Below are 16,122 nucleotides of genomic sequence, written 5' to 3'. Positions count from 1 at the left end.
CGAGCTGCCCAGTAGGATGCAGCCACCACGGGGGCCGGGTTGCAAGCTCGTCCCCACCCACGGTGCGGAAGGACCACACGGCCCATGAGTGACGCCACCGCCACGTCTCTCCGCACGCGCCTGCGCCGGTTGTCCTCGGTACAGGTGCTCGCCGTCCAGATCGTCCTGGCAGTGGTGACGGTCCTCCTCAGCTGGACCTCCGGGTGGCAGGCGACCGTCGTCGGTCTGGCCCTGATGCACGTCTTCACGGCACTCGTCACCCTCGGGCCCTGGGGTTCACGACGCATCCCCCACCCGGCCCCTCCTGCGCCCGCCTCCAAGGCGCAACTGACCCGACTGAGCCAGCGTGTGGACGAGCTCGGGGACCGCGTGGCGTCCACGGCGCACCTCACCCACCTGGGCCAGCAGGTCGACGAGCTCGGGGAACGCGTGGCGTCCACGGCACACCTGACCCGGTTGGAGGAGCAGATCGCCGCGCTCGACGAACGGGTGACCTCCACGGCCCAGCTGACCCGGCTGGAACAGCGGGTCGACGGTCTGGGGGCGCGACTCGTCGCCGGCAGCGAACGCACGCGCGCAGAGGTGTTGGACGCACTCGCCTCCTCCCGAGGCGCTTCGGGGGACCAGTCGTCCTGATGGGCCGCCCCGACGACCGCCTCATCACGGGTCTCGCTGCCGCCCTCGACCCGACGAGGGTCCACGCCTACGCACAGTTCGCGATCCGGACCCGCAGCCGCGTGGCCCGTGAGGTCCTCGAGGCCGCCGGGGCGACCGCTGCGCTCGGACGCGTCATCGCCCTTTCGGGGGAGCCCGACGCGCACCACCGCGGTCTGGCGGTGCTCGACGAGGTGGTCGCCCGCTCGGATGCCACGGGTCTGCCGAAGCGGGTCGTCACCCTCTGGGCCGAGCTGCTGCTGCGCAGTGGTCGCGACGAGGAGCTGCGCGCCCTGCTCGAGGACACCCACGTCCCCCTCACCGAGGCCGACCGGTGGATGCTGCGCACCGACCTCCTCAACCCCCACCGCACGACATGGGGTGCTGGGAGCGAGCCCGTGGTGACCGCCGAGGACCTCGCGTCTGCCGAGCGCGGATGGCTCCAGGCCTTCAACGAGGTCCATGCCGCGGCCGGCCTGGAACCCCTTCGGTTGCGCTCGGCCACGGGGGGCGATCGTCCGTACCAGCGTCTCGAGGCGCCGGTCGCAGATCGCATCGACGACGACCTCGTCACGGTCGTCATGTCGGCCTACGCGCCCGACCGCGACCTCCTCCTCGCCGTGCGGGGTGTCATGGACCAGACGTGGGCCAACCTCGAGCTCCTCGTCGTGGACGACGCCTCTCCCCCGGGGTTCCAGGACCTCTTCGACGAGGCCGAGGCACTGGACCAGCGGGTGCGCGTGGTTCGGGCACCGCGCAACGGCGGGACCTACGAGGCGCGCAATCGTGCCCTCTCCGTCGCGCGGGGTCGGTGGATGACCTTCCAGGACAGTGACGACTGGACCCACCCCCGTCGGGTGGAGCACCAGGTCCGCCACCTCCAGGAGTCCCCGGCGGTGCTGGCCAACACGACGCGGACCCTGCGGGCCCACCCGGACCTCACCATGACCTTCGTCGGGTATCCCGCGGAGCGGCTCAACGCCAGCTCGCTCATGATCGACCGGGCCCGGGTCACGCGGCTGCTGGGTGCCTTCGACTCGACGCGCAAGTCGGGAGACACCGAGCTGCCGGAGCGCCTGGAAGCGGTGCGCCCCGGCAGCGTGCAGGACCTGACTCAGCCAGCCCCCCTGGCCATCACCCAGCTGCGAGAACACTCCCTGTCACGCCGCGACTTCCTCCCGGGGCGGACCCGCTGGGACCGCCTCGCCTACCGCGACAGCTATCGGGAGTGGCACCGGCAGATCGCGGCCGGACGCTCGAGTCCCGTCCTGCCCGCGTCGACCGGTCGAGCCTTCCCGCTGCCCCGCCCCTCGTGGGATCCGGGGTGTGCCGCGGCGGCCGGGCCCGTCACGTGGGACGTCGTCGTCCTGGGCGACCTCCGCTGGAAGGCGCACACGGCCCGCAGGTCGTTGGGCGTGGCCCGAGCGAGCGCGACCGCCGGGCTGCGGACCGCGGTGGCGCACGCCGAGGGCACGCGTCCCCTCTCGGGCGGTCAGACCATGGTGCTCTCGGGGCTCTCCACCGACGCGCGCCTCGGCCGTCTCGGGTTGACGAATGCCCACGAGGACGACGAGTGCGACCTGCTGGTCGTCACGGACCCCTCGAGCATGCTGCACCTGGACACCGCCGGGCTCCAGGTCGGGCACGTCCTCGTCGTGGCGGACGAGCCGGAGCCCGACAGCTGGAGCGTCGCCGCCGTCGACCGTCGTTGTCTGGAGCTCTTCGGCGTGGCGCCGACGTGGGGCGGTCCGGCTCGAGCACACGACGGCCTCGACGGACCCTCGGCGGTTCGCCTCACCGTCCCGGACGAGCGCTGGTGCAGGTCGGACCTGGCCACCGTGACGGGTGACGGGTGGCACCTCGTCGGATCCCGCAGGGGGCCTGCGGCACTCGACCGACGGTGGACACGCTCCCCCACCAGGACGACGCTCGTCATCGGCCACCACCTCGCGGACAGCCCACGGCGCTGGCCGGCGAGCGCCGACGACCTGCAGGACGCCTATCCGGGGGAGGTCATGCTCCCCGGTCGCACCGACGCCGCGTCGTCCCCACGCCCGGTCGAGCTGCACGGGCTCCAGGGGCTCAACGTGCCCGTCTCGGTCGTGGGGCACCCCATGCGCCCGCCGTCATGGGTGTCCTTCGCGGGGACAGGCATGTCGGCACGCGAGTTCTTGTCCCACATCGATGTCTGGGTCTACTTCGGGAGGTGGGACACCGCTGCCGAGATCGCGACCCTCGAGGCGCTCGGGGCCGGTCTGCCCTGCGTGATCGGGGACGACGCCGGCGTGGCCGATCTGCAGGGACCCATTCGGTGCGTGCCTCCCGACCGGGCCCGGGAGGCGATCGAAGAGCTGCTCACGAGCGCGGTCGAGGAGACCCCTTCCTCCGCGCAGCGGCAGCAGACCTGGTCGCGGACGCTGCGCCGGTGGATGCCGTCGTCGACGGCCCGGCCCGCCGCCAGGCACCCCGACCGGGGCGGAGCGGACCGGTGAGCCCCTCGCGCCCCCGGCGACGGCGCGTTCGCTCCCACCTGCTCCGCCTCGCCCGGCACGCGCCGGCGACGGTCCTTCGCTCCGCCGCCCTCGTCGCCCGGCTCGCGCGCGACGACGAGCGGACCCTTCGACTGCTCCGACGACTTGCGGCCACGGGAGGCGTCACCGCCTCCGAGTGCGTGCGGTGGACCACGGCGGCCCGCACGGCCGGCTCCCAGGAGGAGCTCCTGCGGGCCCAGCGCACCCTGCTGACGCTCACCCCGGCCACGGACCACGCGCTCAACCGCAGCGTCCGGGCACTGCACGACCTCGACCCGCGCCACTGGCCGGAGGTGGAGGCATGGAGCAGGACGATCGCCGACAGGAGACCCGACGTCGACCGCACGGCGCCCGAACGGCTCGTGCTCAGGATGCGCGTCGACCTCCTGCGCCTCGACGGAGGTGCCGCACCACTGATCCACCGTCACCTGCGCGATCACCACTTCGATGAGCTCGAAGACCTCGTGTGCGCGTTCACCCCCGACGTGAGCGCGACAGTCGATGCCGAGCTCTGGACGCTGGTGTCAAAGCGGGCGTTGGCCTTCGGCTGGACCACCCTGGCAGCCGTCGCGATCAGCCGGCTCGAGGGCGAGTCGGACGAGGCGCAGCGTCGCCTCGTCGCGGAGGCCGAGGACGAGCGCGACCTGCTGGCCTCGCCATGGGCGCCCCCTTCTGCGGCCGCCCCCTCGGCCGGCGCACGGTCGGACCCTCGTTCCGTGCTCTCCGTCCTCGGGCAATCGCTGCCCCTGCGTTCCGGTGGGTACGCCACCCGCTCGCACGGCATCCTCACCGGCCTGGCGCATCGCGGGTGGAAGATGTCCGCGGTGACCCGTCCGGGCTTCCCCTTCGACCTGTGGTGGTCGGCCGACGACGAGCGGCAGCCTGCCGCGGTGGACGTCGTCGACGGCATCCCCTACCACCGCCTGCTCACCGACGGGGTGCGCCACTACCCACGGGTCCCGCTGCGCCCCTACGTGGAGGACGGCGCCCGAGGCATCGCCACCCTGGCCCGGCAGGAACGGGCCGCTCTCATCCACGCCGCCAGCCTGTACGACGTCGGCATGGCCGGCCTCACCGCCGCGAGGGCTCTCGGGGTGCCCTTCGTCTACGAGATGCGTGGCCTCAAGCAGCTGCTCGAGGAGGCGCGCCACCCGCTCTTCGCGACGTCGCCGCGACGGGACTACCTCGACCTGCTCGAGGGGACCGTGGCCCGGAACGCCGATGCCCTGCTGGTCATCACCGAAGCGCTGGGCCGCGAGATGGTGGCTCTGGGGGTCGACCCCGACCGCATCACCGTCGTCCCCAACGGCGTGGACGCCTCGCGGTTCACCCCCCGCCCCCGCCACGAGCACCTCGCCGAACGGCTCGGGTTGTCCGGGAAGACGGTCATCGGGTACATCGGCGGTCTCGTGCACTACGAGGGGCTGGAGCTGCTCTTCTCGGCCGTCCAGCAGCTGCGTGACCGGCGCGGCGACTTCCACGTCCTCGTCGTGGGGGACGGCGCGTACCAGCGGACGCTGCACCGTGCCGTCGAGACCCGCGACCTCCACGATCTCGTGACCTTCACCGGACGCGTGCCCCACGAGGACGTCGAGGACTACCTCAGCCTCGTCGACATCACCCCCTTCCCCCGCAAGCCGCTGAAGGTGTGCGAGCTGATCTCCCCCATCAAGCCCTTCGAGGCCATGGCCATGCGCAAGACGATCGTGGCCTCGGACGTGGCGGCGCTCACCGAGATCGTGACGGACGGCGTCACCGGCAGGCTCTTCGCCAAGGGCGACGCGAGCGACCTGGCCCGCGTCCTCGACGAGCTGCTCGACTCCCCCCAGGAGCGGGAGCGACTCGGGACGGCTGCTCGGGAGTGGGTCGTGGCCGAGCGGGACTGGCACCGGATCACCGGCATCGTCGAGGGCGTCTACCGCGAGCTGCTGGACGACAGGACGGACTCGTAGATCCGGGCGTAGCGGTGGTCGTTGTGGGCCCAGGTGCGGTGACCCAGGACCCAGGACCGCGCGTCCGCGGCGAGCCGCCGGCGACGGTCCGGGGATGCGGCCAGGCGTTCGAGCACGTCGGCCAGCGATGAGCCGTCGCCGGTGACGAAGGTCTCGCCGCGGGCACCGTCGCCGGTGATCTCCCGCAGGGCCGGCAGATCGGACACGACCAGCGGGATCCCGAGTGCCATCGCCTCGTAGGGCTTCAGCGGAGTGACCAGCCGAGCCGCCCGCTCGTTGATGCGGGGGATGACGAAGACGTCGATCTGGGCGTAGTACTGGGCCACGTCATCGTGCGGGATGCGACCGGTGAAGTGGACGACGTCCTCGGCCCCGACGTCCCGGGCGTGCTGCTCCAGCAGCTCCCGCCGCGAGCCGTCACCGACGATGAGGGCCGTGGCGGGCACCCCACGCCGACCCAGCTCGACGGCGGCGTCGATGAGCAGCTCCTGGCCCTCGCGGTAGTGGTCCAGATTGGAGACGTAGCCGAAGACGAACCGGTCCGTCAGCCCGAGATCGGCACTGAGTGCCTCGTCGCGCGACACCGGGGCGAAGGCGGCCGGGTCGACCCCGTTGGGCACGACGTGCACGTGGTCGGGGTCCACGTCACGGTCGACGATGTCCTGCTTCATGGACTCGCTCAGCGTCACGACCGCTGCGGCCTCCCGCAGGCAGTGCGCCTCGGCGGCGCGGCGGCGGTGGTAGATCTCCGCCTCCTCGGCCCAGGCCACGTCCTTGGTCCACAGTGCCTCGAAGAACCCCCGGACCTCGTAGACCACGGGGACGTCGAGGGCGCGCCCGACGGCCAAGGCGACGAGGGCGGCCTCGGTCCCCCGATGACCGGAGTGGACGTGGATCAGGTCCGGCGCCTCCGCGGCGACCACGGGCGCCAGGGCGGTGGCGTAGGCACCGAGGTACTCGTCCCACGGCTCCTTCGTCGGGATCTCCTCCCGCAGGAGGTGCCGGTAGCGCACCCCGCCCACGACGTCCTCGTCAGGGGCGTCCTCGACGCCGATGCTGCGGGGGAAGTCGAGAGCGGTGACCGCGACGGGGTCCAGACCCGCCCGGACCTGCCCCACCAGCGTGTACAGGCTGCGCATCGTGTAGCCGCTCTGCCGCTGCGGCATCCCGGTCTTGAGCAGGTGCAGGACCCGTCGACCCGACCCCCTCTGCTCCGGGGGGCGGGGCAGGTCGGCCAGCACGGCGGCGTCGATCGTCGGGAGCCACCCCGGCTCGGACTCCCTCCACCGTCCTTCGGCTGCACGCAGGTACCGGCGCAGTGACCGGTCCCCGGGCGAGAGCTCGGTCCGTCGCCTGAGCACCCGCAGGTGCAGGCTGAGGGCCCCGGCGCCGGAGACGGTCAGCTGGATCTGGCGCATCAGCCTCGAGTCCGGCTCGGCCTGCTGATCGGTGCGCGCCACCTCCTGCTGCGCGAGGGCGAGCGCCTCCTCGTGGCGACGCTCCTCGGTCAGCTCCGCCAGCCGGGCCCGTGCCCGCTCGTCCTCGCCGGGGTCCGCCGTGGCGTCGAGTGCCGTGGGTGTGGCGGGGGCCGCCACCGAGGGGGCGGGGTCGGCGGCAGCAGGCGAGTCCCGGCCCAGCCGACGACGCAGGCGATCGCGCAGGGATCTCGGACGAGGCACCCGCCGAGACTACTCCCGCGCGGCCTCACCCTGCCGTGTGCCAGGTCCCGAAGTCGGGGTGTCGGAGCAGCCCCAACCACTGCTCACGCGTGGTGGCGAGGAAGTGGCCCGTCTCGGCCGACCACGTGTGACCGGAGTCGGTGGCGTGCCGCACGTAGAGGTAGCCGATGTCGTGCGGCCGGTAGATCATCGCGCCCGCGTCGGTGGCGGCACGCATCAGTGCGCTGTCGACGGCGCGGGGGACGTCGGCCCAGCCACCCAGGGAGCGCAGATCGTCGGCACCGACGAGGATCGTCCCGCCGGCGACCCGGTGCACGGGTGTCTCCGGGGTGCCGATGACTCGACGCACCGTCGTGTCCAGCGCCTCGACGTGCACGACGGTGCTGCTCTTGCCGACCACCGGTGCGCCGGAGACACAGCGCGCGAGGACGAGATCGCGCAAGTGGTCCGGCCCGTAGTGGTCGTCGTCGTCCATCTTCGTCAGCAGGTCGCCGGAGGCGGCGTCCGCGGCCAGCTGCAGCGCGTGACCGAGGCTGCGCTCGCCCGGCACGGCGATGACCCGCAGACCGAAGTCGCCGACGTCCGGGCTCGGCAGCCGATCGGGGTCACCTCCGTGGACGGCGACGACGACCTCGACCTGCCGGTGGGTCTGGGCACGGATCATCCTCGCGATCTCGTCGAGGAGGTGGGGCCGGCGGGTGGCCAGCAGGATCGACACGCTCGGCGCATCATCGAGCCGGGCGCTCAGCACCTGGCGTCGCTGGCGGACCGAGGTGAGGTCGAAGGCGAGATCGCCCGGTCGGCCGTGCGCGGCACCGGGCACCTCGGCGTGCACCCGCCGGGAGGCGACCGCCGGGAGGTCCCCCACGACGAAGGTGCCCCGGGCAATCGCCCGGGTGACGAAGGTGGCCAGGGCCGCGGTCGTCCCGGCGTCCGGCGGGGGGCCGGTCGGCTCGGCATCGATGGTCAGGGCGTGCACGTGGTCGAGCCGCTCGAGGCCGTCGACGAGGGTCTCGGGGTTCCTCCACGCGCCGCGAAGGGGGCGACGCCACGGGCAGGTGAGGGACCACCCTTCGCCGGTGAGGTCCAGACGGGCCCGGCGGTCGCCGTCGGGACCGGGGACCCGCCCGACGGGGGTGTCCTCGATGGCCAGCACGGGGGTCGACACACTCACGGGCTCCACGCTAGCGGCCCGGTGGCCTAGGTTGGGGGCCATGACCGGCCGCCACCCCGAGCCCGCCCGCGTCCGAGGTGACGCCGCCGACGCGGCCGCCGCCCTGGAGGCCGCGGTGGCCGGGTCCGAGGCGGTCCTCGTCCTCAGTGGTGACCTCGAGTTCGCCGATGGTGCGATCGCCCGGATGCAGCGTCTGCTCCACCGGCCGCACCGCCGCCTGCTGCGGGTGCACACCGACGCCGGTGGCTGTTACCTCGCCCGCGCCGAGCTGCTCGCGGCGGCACTGCGGCACGGGATCCCGGCCGCGATGCTCGTGGCCGACCCGCCCGGGCTCGACCGGGAGATCGCCCGGGCCGTGGACGCGGTCGCTCTCGAGGGCCCGACCCCGATCGAGGACCCGGCCTCGGGCCGATGGCGCCTCTGGCTCGATGGCGCGGACCTGGGGGTACGCGCGGCGGGCGAGGGTGACCCGGAGTGGACCCGCACGATGGCCCGTCGGCACGGACCCGTCGCGGGCATGACGGCCTTCCTGCGGCGCCGCGCGGGTCGGGCCCGCCGTGAGGTCACCCGCCTGCGGGAACGCCCTCAGCGGTAGATCCAGTGGGCGATGTCCGCCCGTGCTCGTCGGTAGGGCGCCGAAGCGCCCTCCAGGAGGTGCTCCAGCGGGTCCTCGCCGACACGGTGCGGCGGCAGCTCCTCCGTCAGACGAAGGGGGCGCCGGCCCCGTCGAGCCCCACCCGTCTCCGCGCCCGGGGACGGCCACGACACGGGAGTGCGCGGATCCGGAAGGACCCGGCGCCAGGCCGGTGGCCCCCACGGACCGGCCCCGGCCACGTCCTGCGGCACGCCGGAGCGACCGGCCAGGTCGACGAGCAGACGCGCGGCCTCGGCTCCCCCGGTGGTGGCCGGCAGGTCACGACAGGCGGCGCGCAGCCCGGCGGCGGTGTCGGGGTCGAGCAGACGGGTCATCGCCCGCCGCATGCCCTCGGGGTCGTCGGGCGGCACGCTGAGACAGGCGCCGCCGGCCTCGAGCGTCGCCGCGCGGCCCGGCTGGTCGTCGGTGCCGAGGGACTGGCCCGGCACGAGGACGGTCGGGACACCGGCACCGAGCAGCTCGTGCACCGAGTTGTACCCCGCGGCGCTCACCGCGGCGTCGAAGGCGGCCAGCGAGCGCGCCAGCGGATAGGTGTCGGTGAGCAGCACGACGTCCTCGTCGCCCGCACCGACCCCGTGCGTGGCCAGGGAGGGACTCGTCACGGCCACCTGCCAGTCCGGCGCCCGGGCACGCAGGACCTCCAGGGCCATCCGCACGGGCGACCCGACGTCCTCGAGGGCACCGGTCCCGGGGGTGAGCAGCAGGGCCGGGCGATCGGGGTCGAGCCCGAGCGCCCTGCGGGCCCCGGCGCGGTCCTGGGTGGTGATGGCCTCGGCGATGGAGATCGGCGCCACCCGTGTCGCGTCCTGCCGGGTGGCGGTCAGGCCCGCGTCGCCGGCGGCGGCGAAGTCACCCGGCTCGATGACCAGGTCGAAGAGGTCCGCGTGCGCGAGCCAGTCGCCGCCGACCCCGGCACGCCACATCCCCCGCCGCATCCAGACGAAGGCGGTCCCCGGCAGTGCCCTCCGCGCCTCCCGCAGACCCGCGTAGGGAACGACGCCGTCGAAGAGGACGAGCCGGGCACCGGTCTCGGCCACGAGGGCGCGGATCCGCTCCGCGACGTACGGCTCCCAGCCGTAGGCGGGGTGGACCTCGCGCAGCCGGCGGGCCGGGCCCCCCTTCGGCAGCCAGCCGCTCCTGCGGCTGGGGCAGTACTCGGTGCGCACCCCGTGCAGCTCGGGCAGGCGGCCTGCCGCCACCGCGCCCCGCACGGTCGGCAGCGCCCCCGAGAGGGAGAAGAGCACGGGGTCGAGTCCCTCCGGCGCGCTGAGGGCCAGGGCGAGCTGGCGGGTCAGGTGGCCCATGCCGACGCCGTTGCTCGTGACCAGCACAACGGTCAGGGGCGTCGAGGGGGTGCCACGCATGTCGATACTGTATGTCCGCAAGGTTCTGCGTCCCCGCAGAACCGGTCGGTATGATCGCGCAAGCCACCGGGGGATCCCGGTCGCCTGCGGGGACACCGGCGGGCACGACAACGAAGAAGGAAACACTGTGGCGGACGTCGCGATCATCGGCCAGGGATACGTCGGTCTCCCCCTGGCGCAGGAAGCCTCCCGCGTCGGGGTCAAGGTCCTCGGCTTCGACATCAACCAGGGCGTCGTCGACGCGCTGAACTCCGGTGTCTCGCACATCGACGACCTGTCCGACGACGACATCCGCGAGATGATCGACGCCGGTTTCGAGGCGACGACCGACGCCTCCCGGCTCAGCGAGGTCAAGACCATCGTCATCTGCGTGCCGACCCCCCTCTCGGAGGAGGGCGGACCGGACCTCGGCCCGATCAACTCCGCGGTGGCGACGATCGCCCAGCACCTGCAGTCCGGCCAGACGATCGTCCTCGAGTCGACGACCTACCCGGGCACCACCGACGAGGTCGTGCGCCCGGCCCTGGAGGCCGGTGGCCTCGTCGCCGGCACCGACTTCCACCTCGCCTTCTCCCCCGAGCGCATCGACCCGGGCAACGAGAAGTTCGGCGCGAAGAACACCCCGAAGGTCGTCGGCGGCCACACCCCCGCCTGTGCCGACGCCGCTGCCGCCTTCTACGAGCAGTTCGTCGACACCGTCGTGCGCGCCAAGGGCACCCGTGAGGCCGAGACGGCCAAGCTGCTGGAGAACACCTACCGGCACATCAACATCGCCCTGGTCAACGAGATGGCGCGCTTCTGCCACGACCTCGACATCGACCTGTGGGACGTCATCGCCGCGGCGAAGACCAAGCCCTTCGGCTTCCAGGCCTTCTACCCGGGCCCCGGCGTCGGCGGTCACTGCATCCCGATCGACCCGAACTACCTCTCCTACAACGTGCGCGCGAAGCTCGGATACCCCTTCCGCTTCGTCGAGCTCGCCCAGGAGATCAACTCGACGATGCCGGCGTATGTCGTCCAGCGTGCGCAGAACATCCTCAACGAGGACAGCAAGGCGCTGCGTGGCTCGACCGTCCTGCTGCTCGGCGTGACCTACAAGCCGGACATCGCCGACCAGCGTGAGTCACCCGCCGTCCCGATCGCCCAGCAGCTCATCGCCAAGGGCGCCTCGGTCCGGTACTTCGACGCGAAGGTCGCCGACTGGAAGGCCGTCCCCGAGGCGGGCCGGGTCGACGACCTCGACACCGCCGTCGCCGAGGCCGACCTCACCGTGCTCGTGCAGAACCACAAGTCCTTCGATGTCGAGGCCCTTGCCGGCACGGCGCAGCGGTTCTTCGACACCCGCGGCGTGGCCAAGGACAGCGACAAGGTCGAGCGGCTGTGACCGGGGGCCCGCAGCGGGCCTCACTCCCACCGGCACCCACCACCCAGGAGGCCGCGGAGCTCGCGGCCGAGTACGGGCTGCGGACGCTCTCTGAGCGTCCGCCGCTCGGTCGCTACCTCGCCGACATCTGGCAGCGACGGTCCTTCCTGTGGACCCTCTCCTCCGCGGAGTCCTACGCGAAGAACGAGGACAACCGTCTCGGGCAGCTCTGGGCGGTCCTCAACCCGGCGCTGCTCATCGCGAGCTACTACGCGATCTTCGGCCTGCTGCTGCAGACCGACCGGGGGATCAGCAACTTCGTCGGGTTCCTCGCCATCGGCGTGGTCATGTTCAGCTTCACCTCCACCGTGGTCACCCGCGGGGCCAAGTCGATCACCGGAAAGCTCTCGCTCGTGCGGGCCCTGCACTTCCCGCGGGCGATCCTGCCGATCTCCGTGGCGCTGACCGAGTTCATCGCCTCGCTCCCCGCCTTCGCGCTGCTCTTCGTCCTCATGGTGCTCACCGGGGAGGTTCCGGACTGGGAGTGGGCGCTCTTCCCGCTCGCGGTCCTCCTGCAGGGCGTGGCCCTGCTCGGGGTCGCCTTCATCGCCGCGCGCCTGGTCAACGTCTCCCGGGACCTGGGCAACCTCATCCCCGTCATCGTGCGGTTGCTGCGGTACGTCTCGGGCGTCTTCTTCCCCGTCGTCCACTATGCCCAGAACCTGCCACCGGTCTTCCAGGACCTCGTGGTCTACCAGCCCTTCGCGCTCATGCTCAACATCGGACGGCAGTCGCTGCTCACGGGCGAGGGCAACGGCGTCGTCCTGCGCGACTGGCTGATGATGACGGCGTGGGCGATCGGCCTCGCCGTCGTCGGGCTCATCGTCTTCTGGTGGGACGAGGCGAGGTACGGCCGTGGCTGACCCGCAGGAGCCCACCGAGACGAAGGGGGAGATCGGCACCCCGACCGTGGTCGTCAGTCACCTCGACGTGAAGTTCACCGTCTTCGGCGGCGGCCGCCGCGGTGTCCCCAGCGGCCAGGAGGGCTCGCCCTCCCTCAAGGACCGGCTCAAGCAGCGCCCCCCGCCGAAGGTTCGTGAGATCCACGCGGTCAAGGACGTCAGCTTCGTCGCCCGGCACGGCGAGTCGATCGGCATCATCGGCCGCAACGGCTCCGGCAAGTCCACGTTGCTGCGGGCGGTCGGTGGGCTCATCCCCCCGTCGTCGGGGCGGTTGTGGGTCTCCGGCGAGCCCTCGCTCCTCGGCGTCAACGCCGTGCTCATGAACAAGCTCAGCGGCGAACGCAACATCTACATCGGCGCCCAGGCCCTCGGCCTGAGCAAGTCGCAGATCGCCCAGCGCTTCGACGACATCGTCGAGTTCTCCGGGATCGGCGATGCCGTCTACCTCCCGATGAGCACCTACTCCTCCGGCATGGGCGCCCGACTGCGTTTCGCCATCTCCACCGCCGCGGCCCCCGATGTGCTGATGATCGACGAGGCCCTGGCGACCGGCGATGCCGACTTCCGGGCGAAGAGCGCCGCGCGCATCGCCGAGATCCGCGACCAGGCCGGCACGGTCTTCCTCGTCTCGCACTCCAACTCCAGCATCCGCCAGATCTGCGACCGGGTGCTGTGGATGGACCAGGGCCGGCTGGTCATGGACGGGCCGACCGAGGAGGTCCTGCCCGCCTACGAGGCGACCCTGCCGAAGAAGGTCGACCGCAAGAAGGCGTCCCGGCCGAGCGAACCGGACGTGCCGGGGACGACGCGCTGGAGTGGGGACAACCGCTTCCAGGTGGCGACGCAGATCACGAGCCACACGTGGGAGCCCGGTGTCGCCGGGTGCTTCGTCGTGAGCATCCACCGTCTGGCCGCCGCCCGCGTGGTGACCCCGATCGCCGCCCGGCTCGGGTGGCCGCTGCTGTGGGTGCGCCCCGGGGCCGTCCCGGCGATCACCCAGAAGGAGCTGGCCCGCCTGCAGCCCGAGCGGGTCGTCGTCGTCGGCGGGGACGAGCTGATCACCCCCGAGACCTACGCCCGCATCGACGAGCTGACCACCGGGTCCATCGAGCGCATGGGCGATGACGACGGCACCCTCACCTCGGTCGAGATGCTGCGGGCGTACCCGCCCACCGACCCCTCGACCGTCCACGTCACCCAGCAGCACAGCTCCGGTCGCACACCGGCCATCTCCCTGGCCGCGGCGGTCGCCGGTCAGGCCGTGGTGGCCTGCGACCCGACGGCCGCGTCGGCGGACCTGCTCACCGCGCTGGCCGAGACCGGTCCCCAGCACCTGCTCTTCAACGGCAACGAGGAGGACTGGTCGATGGACACGGTCGAGGCCCTGCGGACCGCGACGGGCGCGACGACCGAGTTCTCCCCCACGGGAGGGCCGATGGCCTTGGCCGCCGGCCTGTGGGGTGACGTGGAGCCGGGCAGCGAGGTCCTGGTCACCGGCCGGGCGGCGGTCGATGTGCTCACCGCGGCCGTCGCGGCCGTCCACACCCGCCGCCCCCTGCTGCTCTTCGCCGGAGATCGCGTCCCCACGCTGGTGAGTGAGGTGCTCACCCAGCTGCAGCCACGGCACATCGTCCTGGCCGGCACCATGGAGTCGCTGCCGCCCGCCATCCGCACGGCCCTCGGCGACCTCGTCACCCCGGGTGACTCAGCGCCGCGGTGACCGCTCCCCAGCGATCCTCGTGAGCTCGGCGACGAAGGCCGCGCCCCCCTTCGCCCAGTCGTAGCGCCCCCGCACGAGGTCCCGGCCGCGCAGTCCCATGGCGGCTGCCTCGGCGGGGTCCCGCCACAGGCGCAACGCGGACGCGGCCGTGGCCTCGGCATCGTCGAAGGGGACGATCGCTCCGGCATTCGCCTCGACGATGATCTCCTCGGCCAACGGCAGGGGCGTGGTGATCGCCGGGACGCCGTGGGCGAGGTACTCGACGACCTTCGTCGGCATCGAGCCGCGGTAGTTGGGCAGGTCGCGCAGGAGGGACAGGCCGGCGAGGGCGCCATCGATGGTGGCCATCGCCTCCGCGGCCGGCAGGAAGCCGCGCCAGAGGACGTGCCCCGCGGCCACACCCCGCTCCATCGCCGCGCGCGAGGCCTCGTCGCGGGCCGGACCGACCACCTCGAGGGTGATCGCCCCGTCGGAGCCCGCATGGGCCAGCCGGGCAGCCTCGACCATGACCTCGCTCCCCCGGGCCGTCGTGAGGTTGCCCACGTGCACGAGGCGGGCACCGCCGGCGGGCGGGACCGTCGCGGGCACGACCACGGCATTGGGGACGACCGCATGCCGGCCGCTGAACCGGTCGGCATAGGCGTGCTCGGCCAGCAGCAGGGGCCGGTGGCGCTCGACCAGCCGCTCCGCGCGACGCCATCCCGCCGCGACGGGACGGCGCAACGGCGCGGGGAGCCAGTCCTTGACGGCGAGGGCCCCGGCCGGGTCCTCGTGGACGTCCCAGACGAGGTGGTCGACGCCGAGGCCGGCGGTGGCGGCGAGCAGCTCGGGATCGTGGACCAGGACGATGTCGTGCTCGGGCGCGAGGCGGCGCACGGCGGCGCGTGCGGCCCGCGCCGCGGCGAGGCGGGTGCGGCCCGCGGCCCGGGGCAGGTCGACGCAGGTCAGGGCCGGCGTGGCCTGCGGGACGGGCAGGTCGTGACCGACGAAGGGGGCGAGATAGGTCACCTGCCAGCCCGCCTCGAGCAGCGCCGCGATCTCCCGATGACGGATCCGTGAGTCCTGCGGATGGTGCACCACGGTGACCACGAGGGCACGGTGGGGGCCTGGTAGAGCCACGCTTCCTCCCTTCGCCGTCGACCGGGGCGATCCTACGTGCCCACCACCCCGACCGATGGGGCAGTCACCGACGGAACCATGTACCGTGGGCCTCACGAGAAACCACACAGATCCGGGTCCGCTCTGGTAGTTCCGCACCCCTTCGGGAGCGCGGGAGGATCAGCGCCGGCCCGCACTAGCGTATGAGGGGGTCACGCCATGGGGCGCGGCCGAGCGAAGGCAAAGCAGACCAAGGTTGCCCGCGAGCTGAAGTACTACTCGCCGGACACCGACCTGCGAGCGCTGGAGGCGGAACTTCACGGCAATTCAGGGCCGCAAGCCGATCGTGCGACGCACGACGGGGAGCAGGACCGGGAGGACGACGACTACGAGTCCTGGTCGAGCGCGGAGCGGTGACGCTTCGTCAGATCAGTCCCTGACGGCGCGCCTCGGCGACCGCGGCAGCACGCCGCGCGACGCCCAGGCGACCGTAGGTGTGCGACAGGTGTGACTTCACGCTGGAGGCGCTCAGGTAGAGCCGATCGGCGATCTGCTGGTTGCCCAACCCCGCGCCCACCAGACGCAGCACCTCGACCTCCCGCTGCGTGAGCGGCGGGGTCTCGCGGTGCACGCGCTGGACGAGGGGACCCGTCACGGGCTGGTCCAGCTCGGCACGATCCCCTTGCGCCGCCGCCCGGATGGCCGCGCCGATCTGCAGGGGCGTGCTCGACGCGACGAGACAACCGTGGGCGCCCGCGGTGATGACCTCCTCGGTGAGCGACTCGTCCTCCGTGAGGACCACCCACGCGGCCGAGGCGAGCCGTCGGGCGGCCGACAACACCTGGACGGGGCCACGCCCGCAGTCGAGGTCCCCGGCGAGCACGATGACGTCGATGTGGGAGGTCTCGGTCACCTCCTTCAGCGTGGCCGCAGGAAGGGCGATCTGCAGGTCCGGGTCCGCGTCGAGCAC

At 72.7% G+C, this 16,122-nt stretch carries 13 protein-coding genes; 8 read left to right on the top strand and 5 right to left on the bottom strand.

The window, feature by feature from the left end:
* The first annotated feature begins 84 nt into the window (after nt 1-84).
* Genes ACR9E9_RS04250 through ACR9E9_RS04240 form a run of 3 tightly spaced genes read left to right on the top strand, consistent with a single transcriptional unit; the run spans nt 85 to nt 5,137 of the window.
* Entirely contained in the window at nt 85-636 is a 552-nt protein-coding gene (locus ACR9E9_RS04250) for a hypothetical protein (RefSeq protein ID WP_435202027.1), read from the top strand.
* A complete protein-coding gene (locus ACR9E9_RS04245; RefSeq protein ID WP_435202025.1) occupies nt 636-3,146 on the top strand; it encodes a glycosyltransferase family 2 protein in 2,511 nt (836 codons plus the stop codon). Before ACR9E9_RS04250 ends, ACR9E9_RS04245 begins: the two co-directional genes overlap by 1 nt.
* On the top strand, nt 3,143-5,137 hold the full coding sequence (locus ACR9E9_RS04240) for a glycosyltransferase family 4 protein (protein WP_435202023.1): 1,995 nt from the start codon (nt 3,143-3,145) through the stop codon (nt 5,135-5,137). The genes ACR9E9_RS04245 and ACR9E9_RS04240 overlap by 4 nt, the downstream gene beginning before the upstream one ends.
* On the opposite strand, the gene ACR9E9_RS04235 is transcribed toward ACR9E9_RS04240, so the two are convergent.
* Both ACR9E9_RS04235 and ACR9E9_RS04230 read right to left on the bottom strand, forming a co-directional pair.
* A complete protein-coding gene (locus ACR9E9_RS04235) occupies nt 5,101-6,816 on the bottom strand; it encodes a glycosyltransferase family 4 protein (protein WP_435202021.1) in 1,716 nt (571 codons plus the stop codon). The two genes, ACR9E9_RS04240 and ACR9E9_RS04235, sit on opposite strands and share 37 nt — an antisense overlap.
* A 25-nt stretch (nt 6,817-6,841) precedes the next feature.
* The gene (locus ACR9E9_RS04230; RefSeq protein WP_435202019.1) at nt 6,842-7,990 is read right to left on the bottom strand and encodes a glycosyltransferase; all 1,149 of its coding nucleotides are present in this window, start codon (nt 7,988-7,990) and stop codon (nt 6,842-6,844) included.
* Nucleotides 7,991-8,030: 40 nt separating this feature from the next.
* Here ACR9E9_RS04230 and ACR9E9_RS04225 point away from each other — a divergent pair, with 40 nt between their 5' ends.
* Nucleotides 8,031-8,585, top strand: a complete 555-nt coding sequence (locus ACR9E9_RS04225; protein WP_435202017.1) for a hypothetical protein — start codon at nt 8,031-8,033, stop codon at nt 8,583-8,585.
* Here the strand turns inward: ACR9E9_RS04225 and ACR9E9_RS04220 are convergent.
* Entirely contained in the window at nt 8,576-10,009 is a 1,434-nt protein-coding gene (locus ACR9E9_RS04220) for a hypothetical protein (protein WP_435202015.1), read from the bottom strand. The genes ACR9E9_RS04225 and ACR9E9_RS04220 overlap by 10 nt on opposite strands.
* A 127-nt stretch (nt 10,010-10,136) precedes the next feature.
* Here ACR9E9_RS04220 and ACR9E9_RS04215 point away from each other — a divergent pair, with 127 nt between their 5' ends.
* From ACR9E9_RS04215 to ACR9E9_RS04205, 3 genes are read left to right on the top strand one after another with little or no spacing between them, the layout of a single operon-like run.
* Complete coding sequence (locus tag ACR9E9_RS04215) at nt 10,137-11,393, top strand: nucleotide sugar dehydrogenase (protein ID WP_435202013.1); 1,257 nt, start codon at nt 10,137-10,139, stop codon at nt 11,391-11,393.
* Nucleotides 11,390-12,295 carry an ABC transporter permease gene (locus ACR9E9_RS04210; protein WP_435202011.1) on the top strand — a complete coding sequence of 302 codons (906 nt, stop codon included), beginning with the start codon at nt 11,390-11,392 and terminating at the stop codon, nt 12,293-12,295. Before ACR9E9_RS04215 ends, ACR9E9_RS04210 begins: the two co-directional genes overlap by 4 nt.
* Nucleotides 12,288-14,054, top strand: a complete 1,767-nt coding sequence (locus tag ACR9E9_RS04205; protein ID WP_435202009.1) for an ATP-binding cassette domain-containing protein — start codon at nt 12,288-12,290, stop codon at nt 14,052-14,054. Before ACR9E9_RS04210 ends, ACR9E9_RS04205 begins: the two co-directional genes overlap by 8 nt.
* On the opposite strand, the gene ACR9E9_RS04200 is transcribed toward ACR9E9_RS04205, so the two are convergent.
* Nucleotides 14,040-15,173, bottom strand: coding sequence for a glycosyltransferase family 4 protein (locus tag ACR9E9_RS04200; protein WP_435202007.1), 1,134 nt, complete (start codon nt 15,171-15,173; stop codon nt 14,040-14,042). The genes ACR9E9_RS04205 and ACR9E9_RS04200 overlap by 15 nt on opposite strands.
* Nucleotides 15,174-15,371: 198 nt before the next feature.
* On the opposite strand from ACR9E9_RS04200, the gene ACR9E9_RS04195 reads away from it, so the two are divergent.
* Nucleotides 15,372-15,569 (top strand): DUF3073 domain-containing protein, encoded by a 198-nt coding sequence (locus tag ACR9E9_RS04195; RefSeq protein WP_435202005.1) that lies wholly within the window; start codon nt 15,372-15,374, stop codon nt 15,567-15,569.
* Between the two features lie 7 nt (nt 15,570-15,576).
* Here ACR9E9_RS04195 and ACR9E9_RS04190 read toward each other — a convergent pair whose 3' ends face one another.
* A complete protein-coding gene (locus ACR9E9_RS04190) occupies nt 15,577-16,122 on the bottom strand; it encodes a helix-turn-helix transcriptional regulator (protein WP_435202003.1) in 546 nt (181 codons plus the stop codon).

Source organism: Janibacter sp. GS2, from assembly GCF_051200835.1.
GTDB lineage: Bacteria > Actinomycetota > Actinomycetes > Actinomycetales > Dermatophilaceae > Janibacter.
This window is presented reverse-complemented; position numbering and strand designations above follow the sequence as displayed.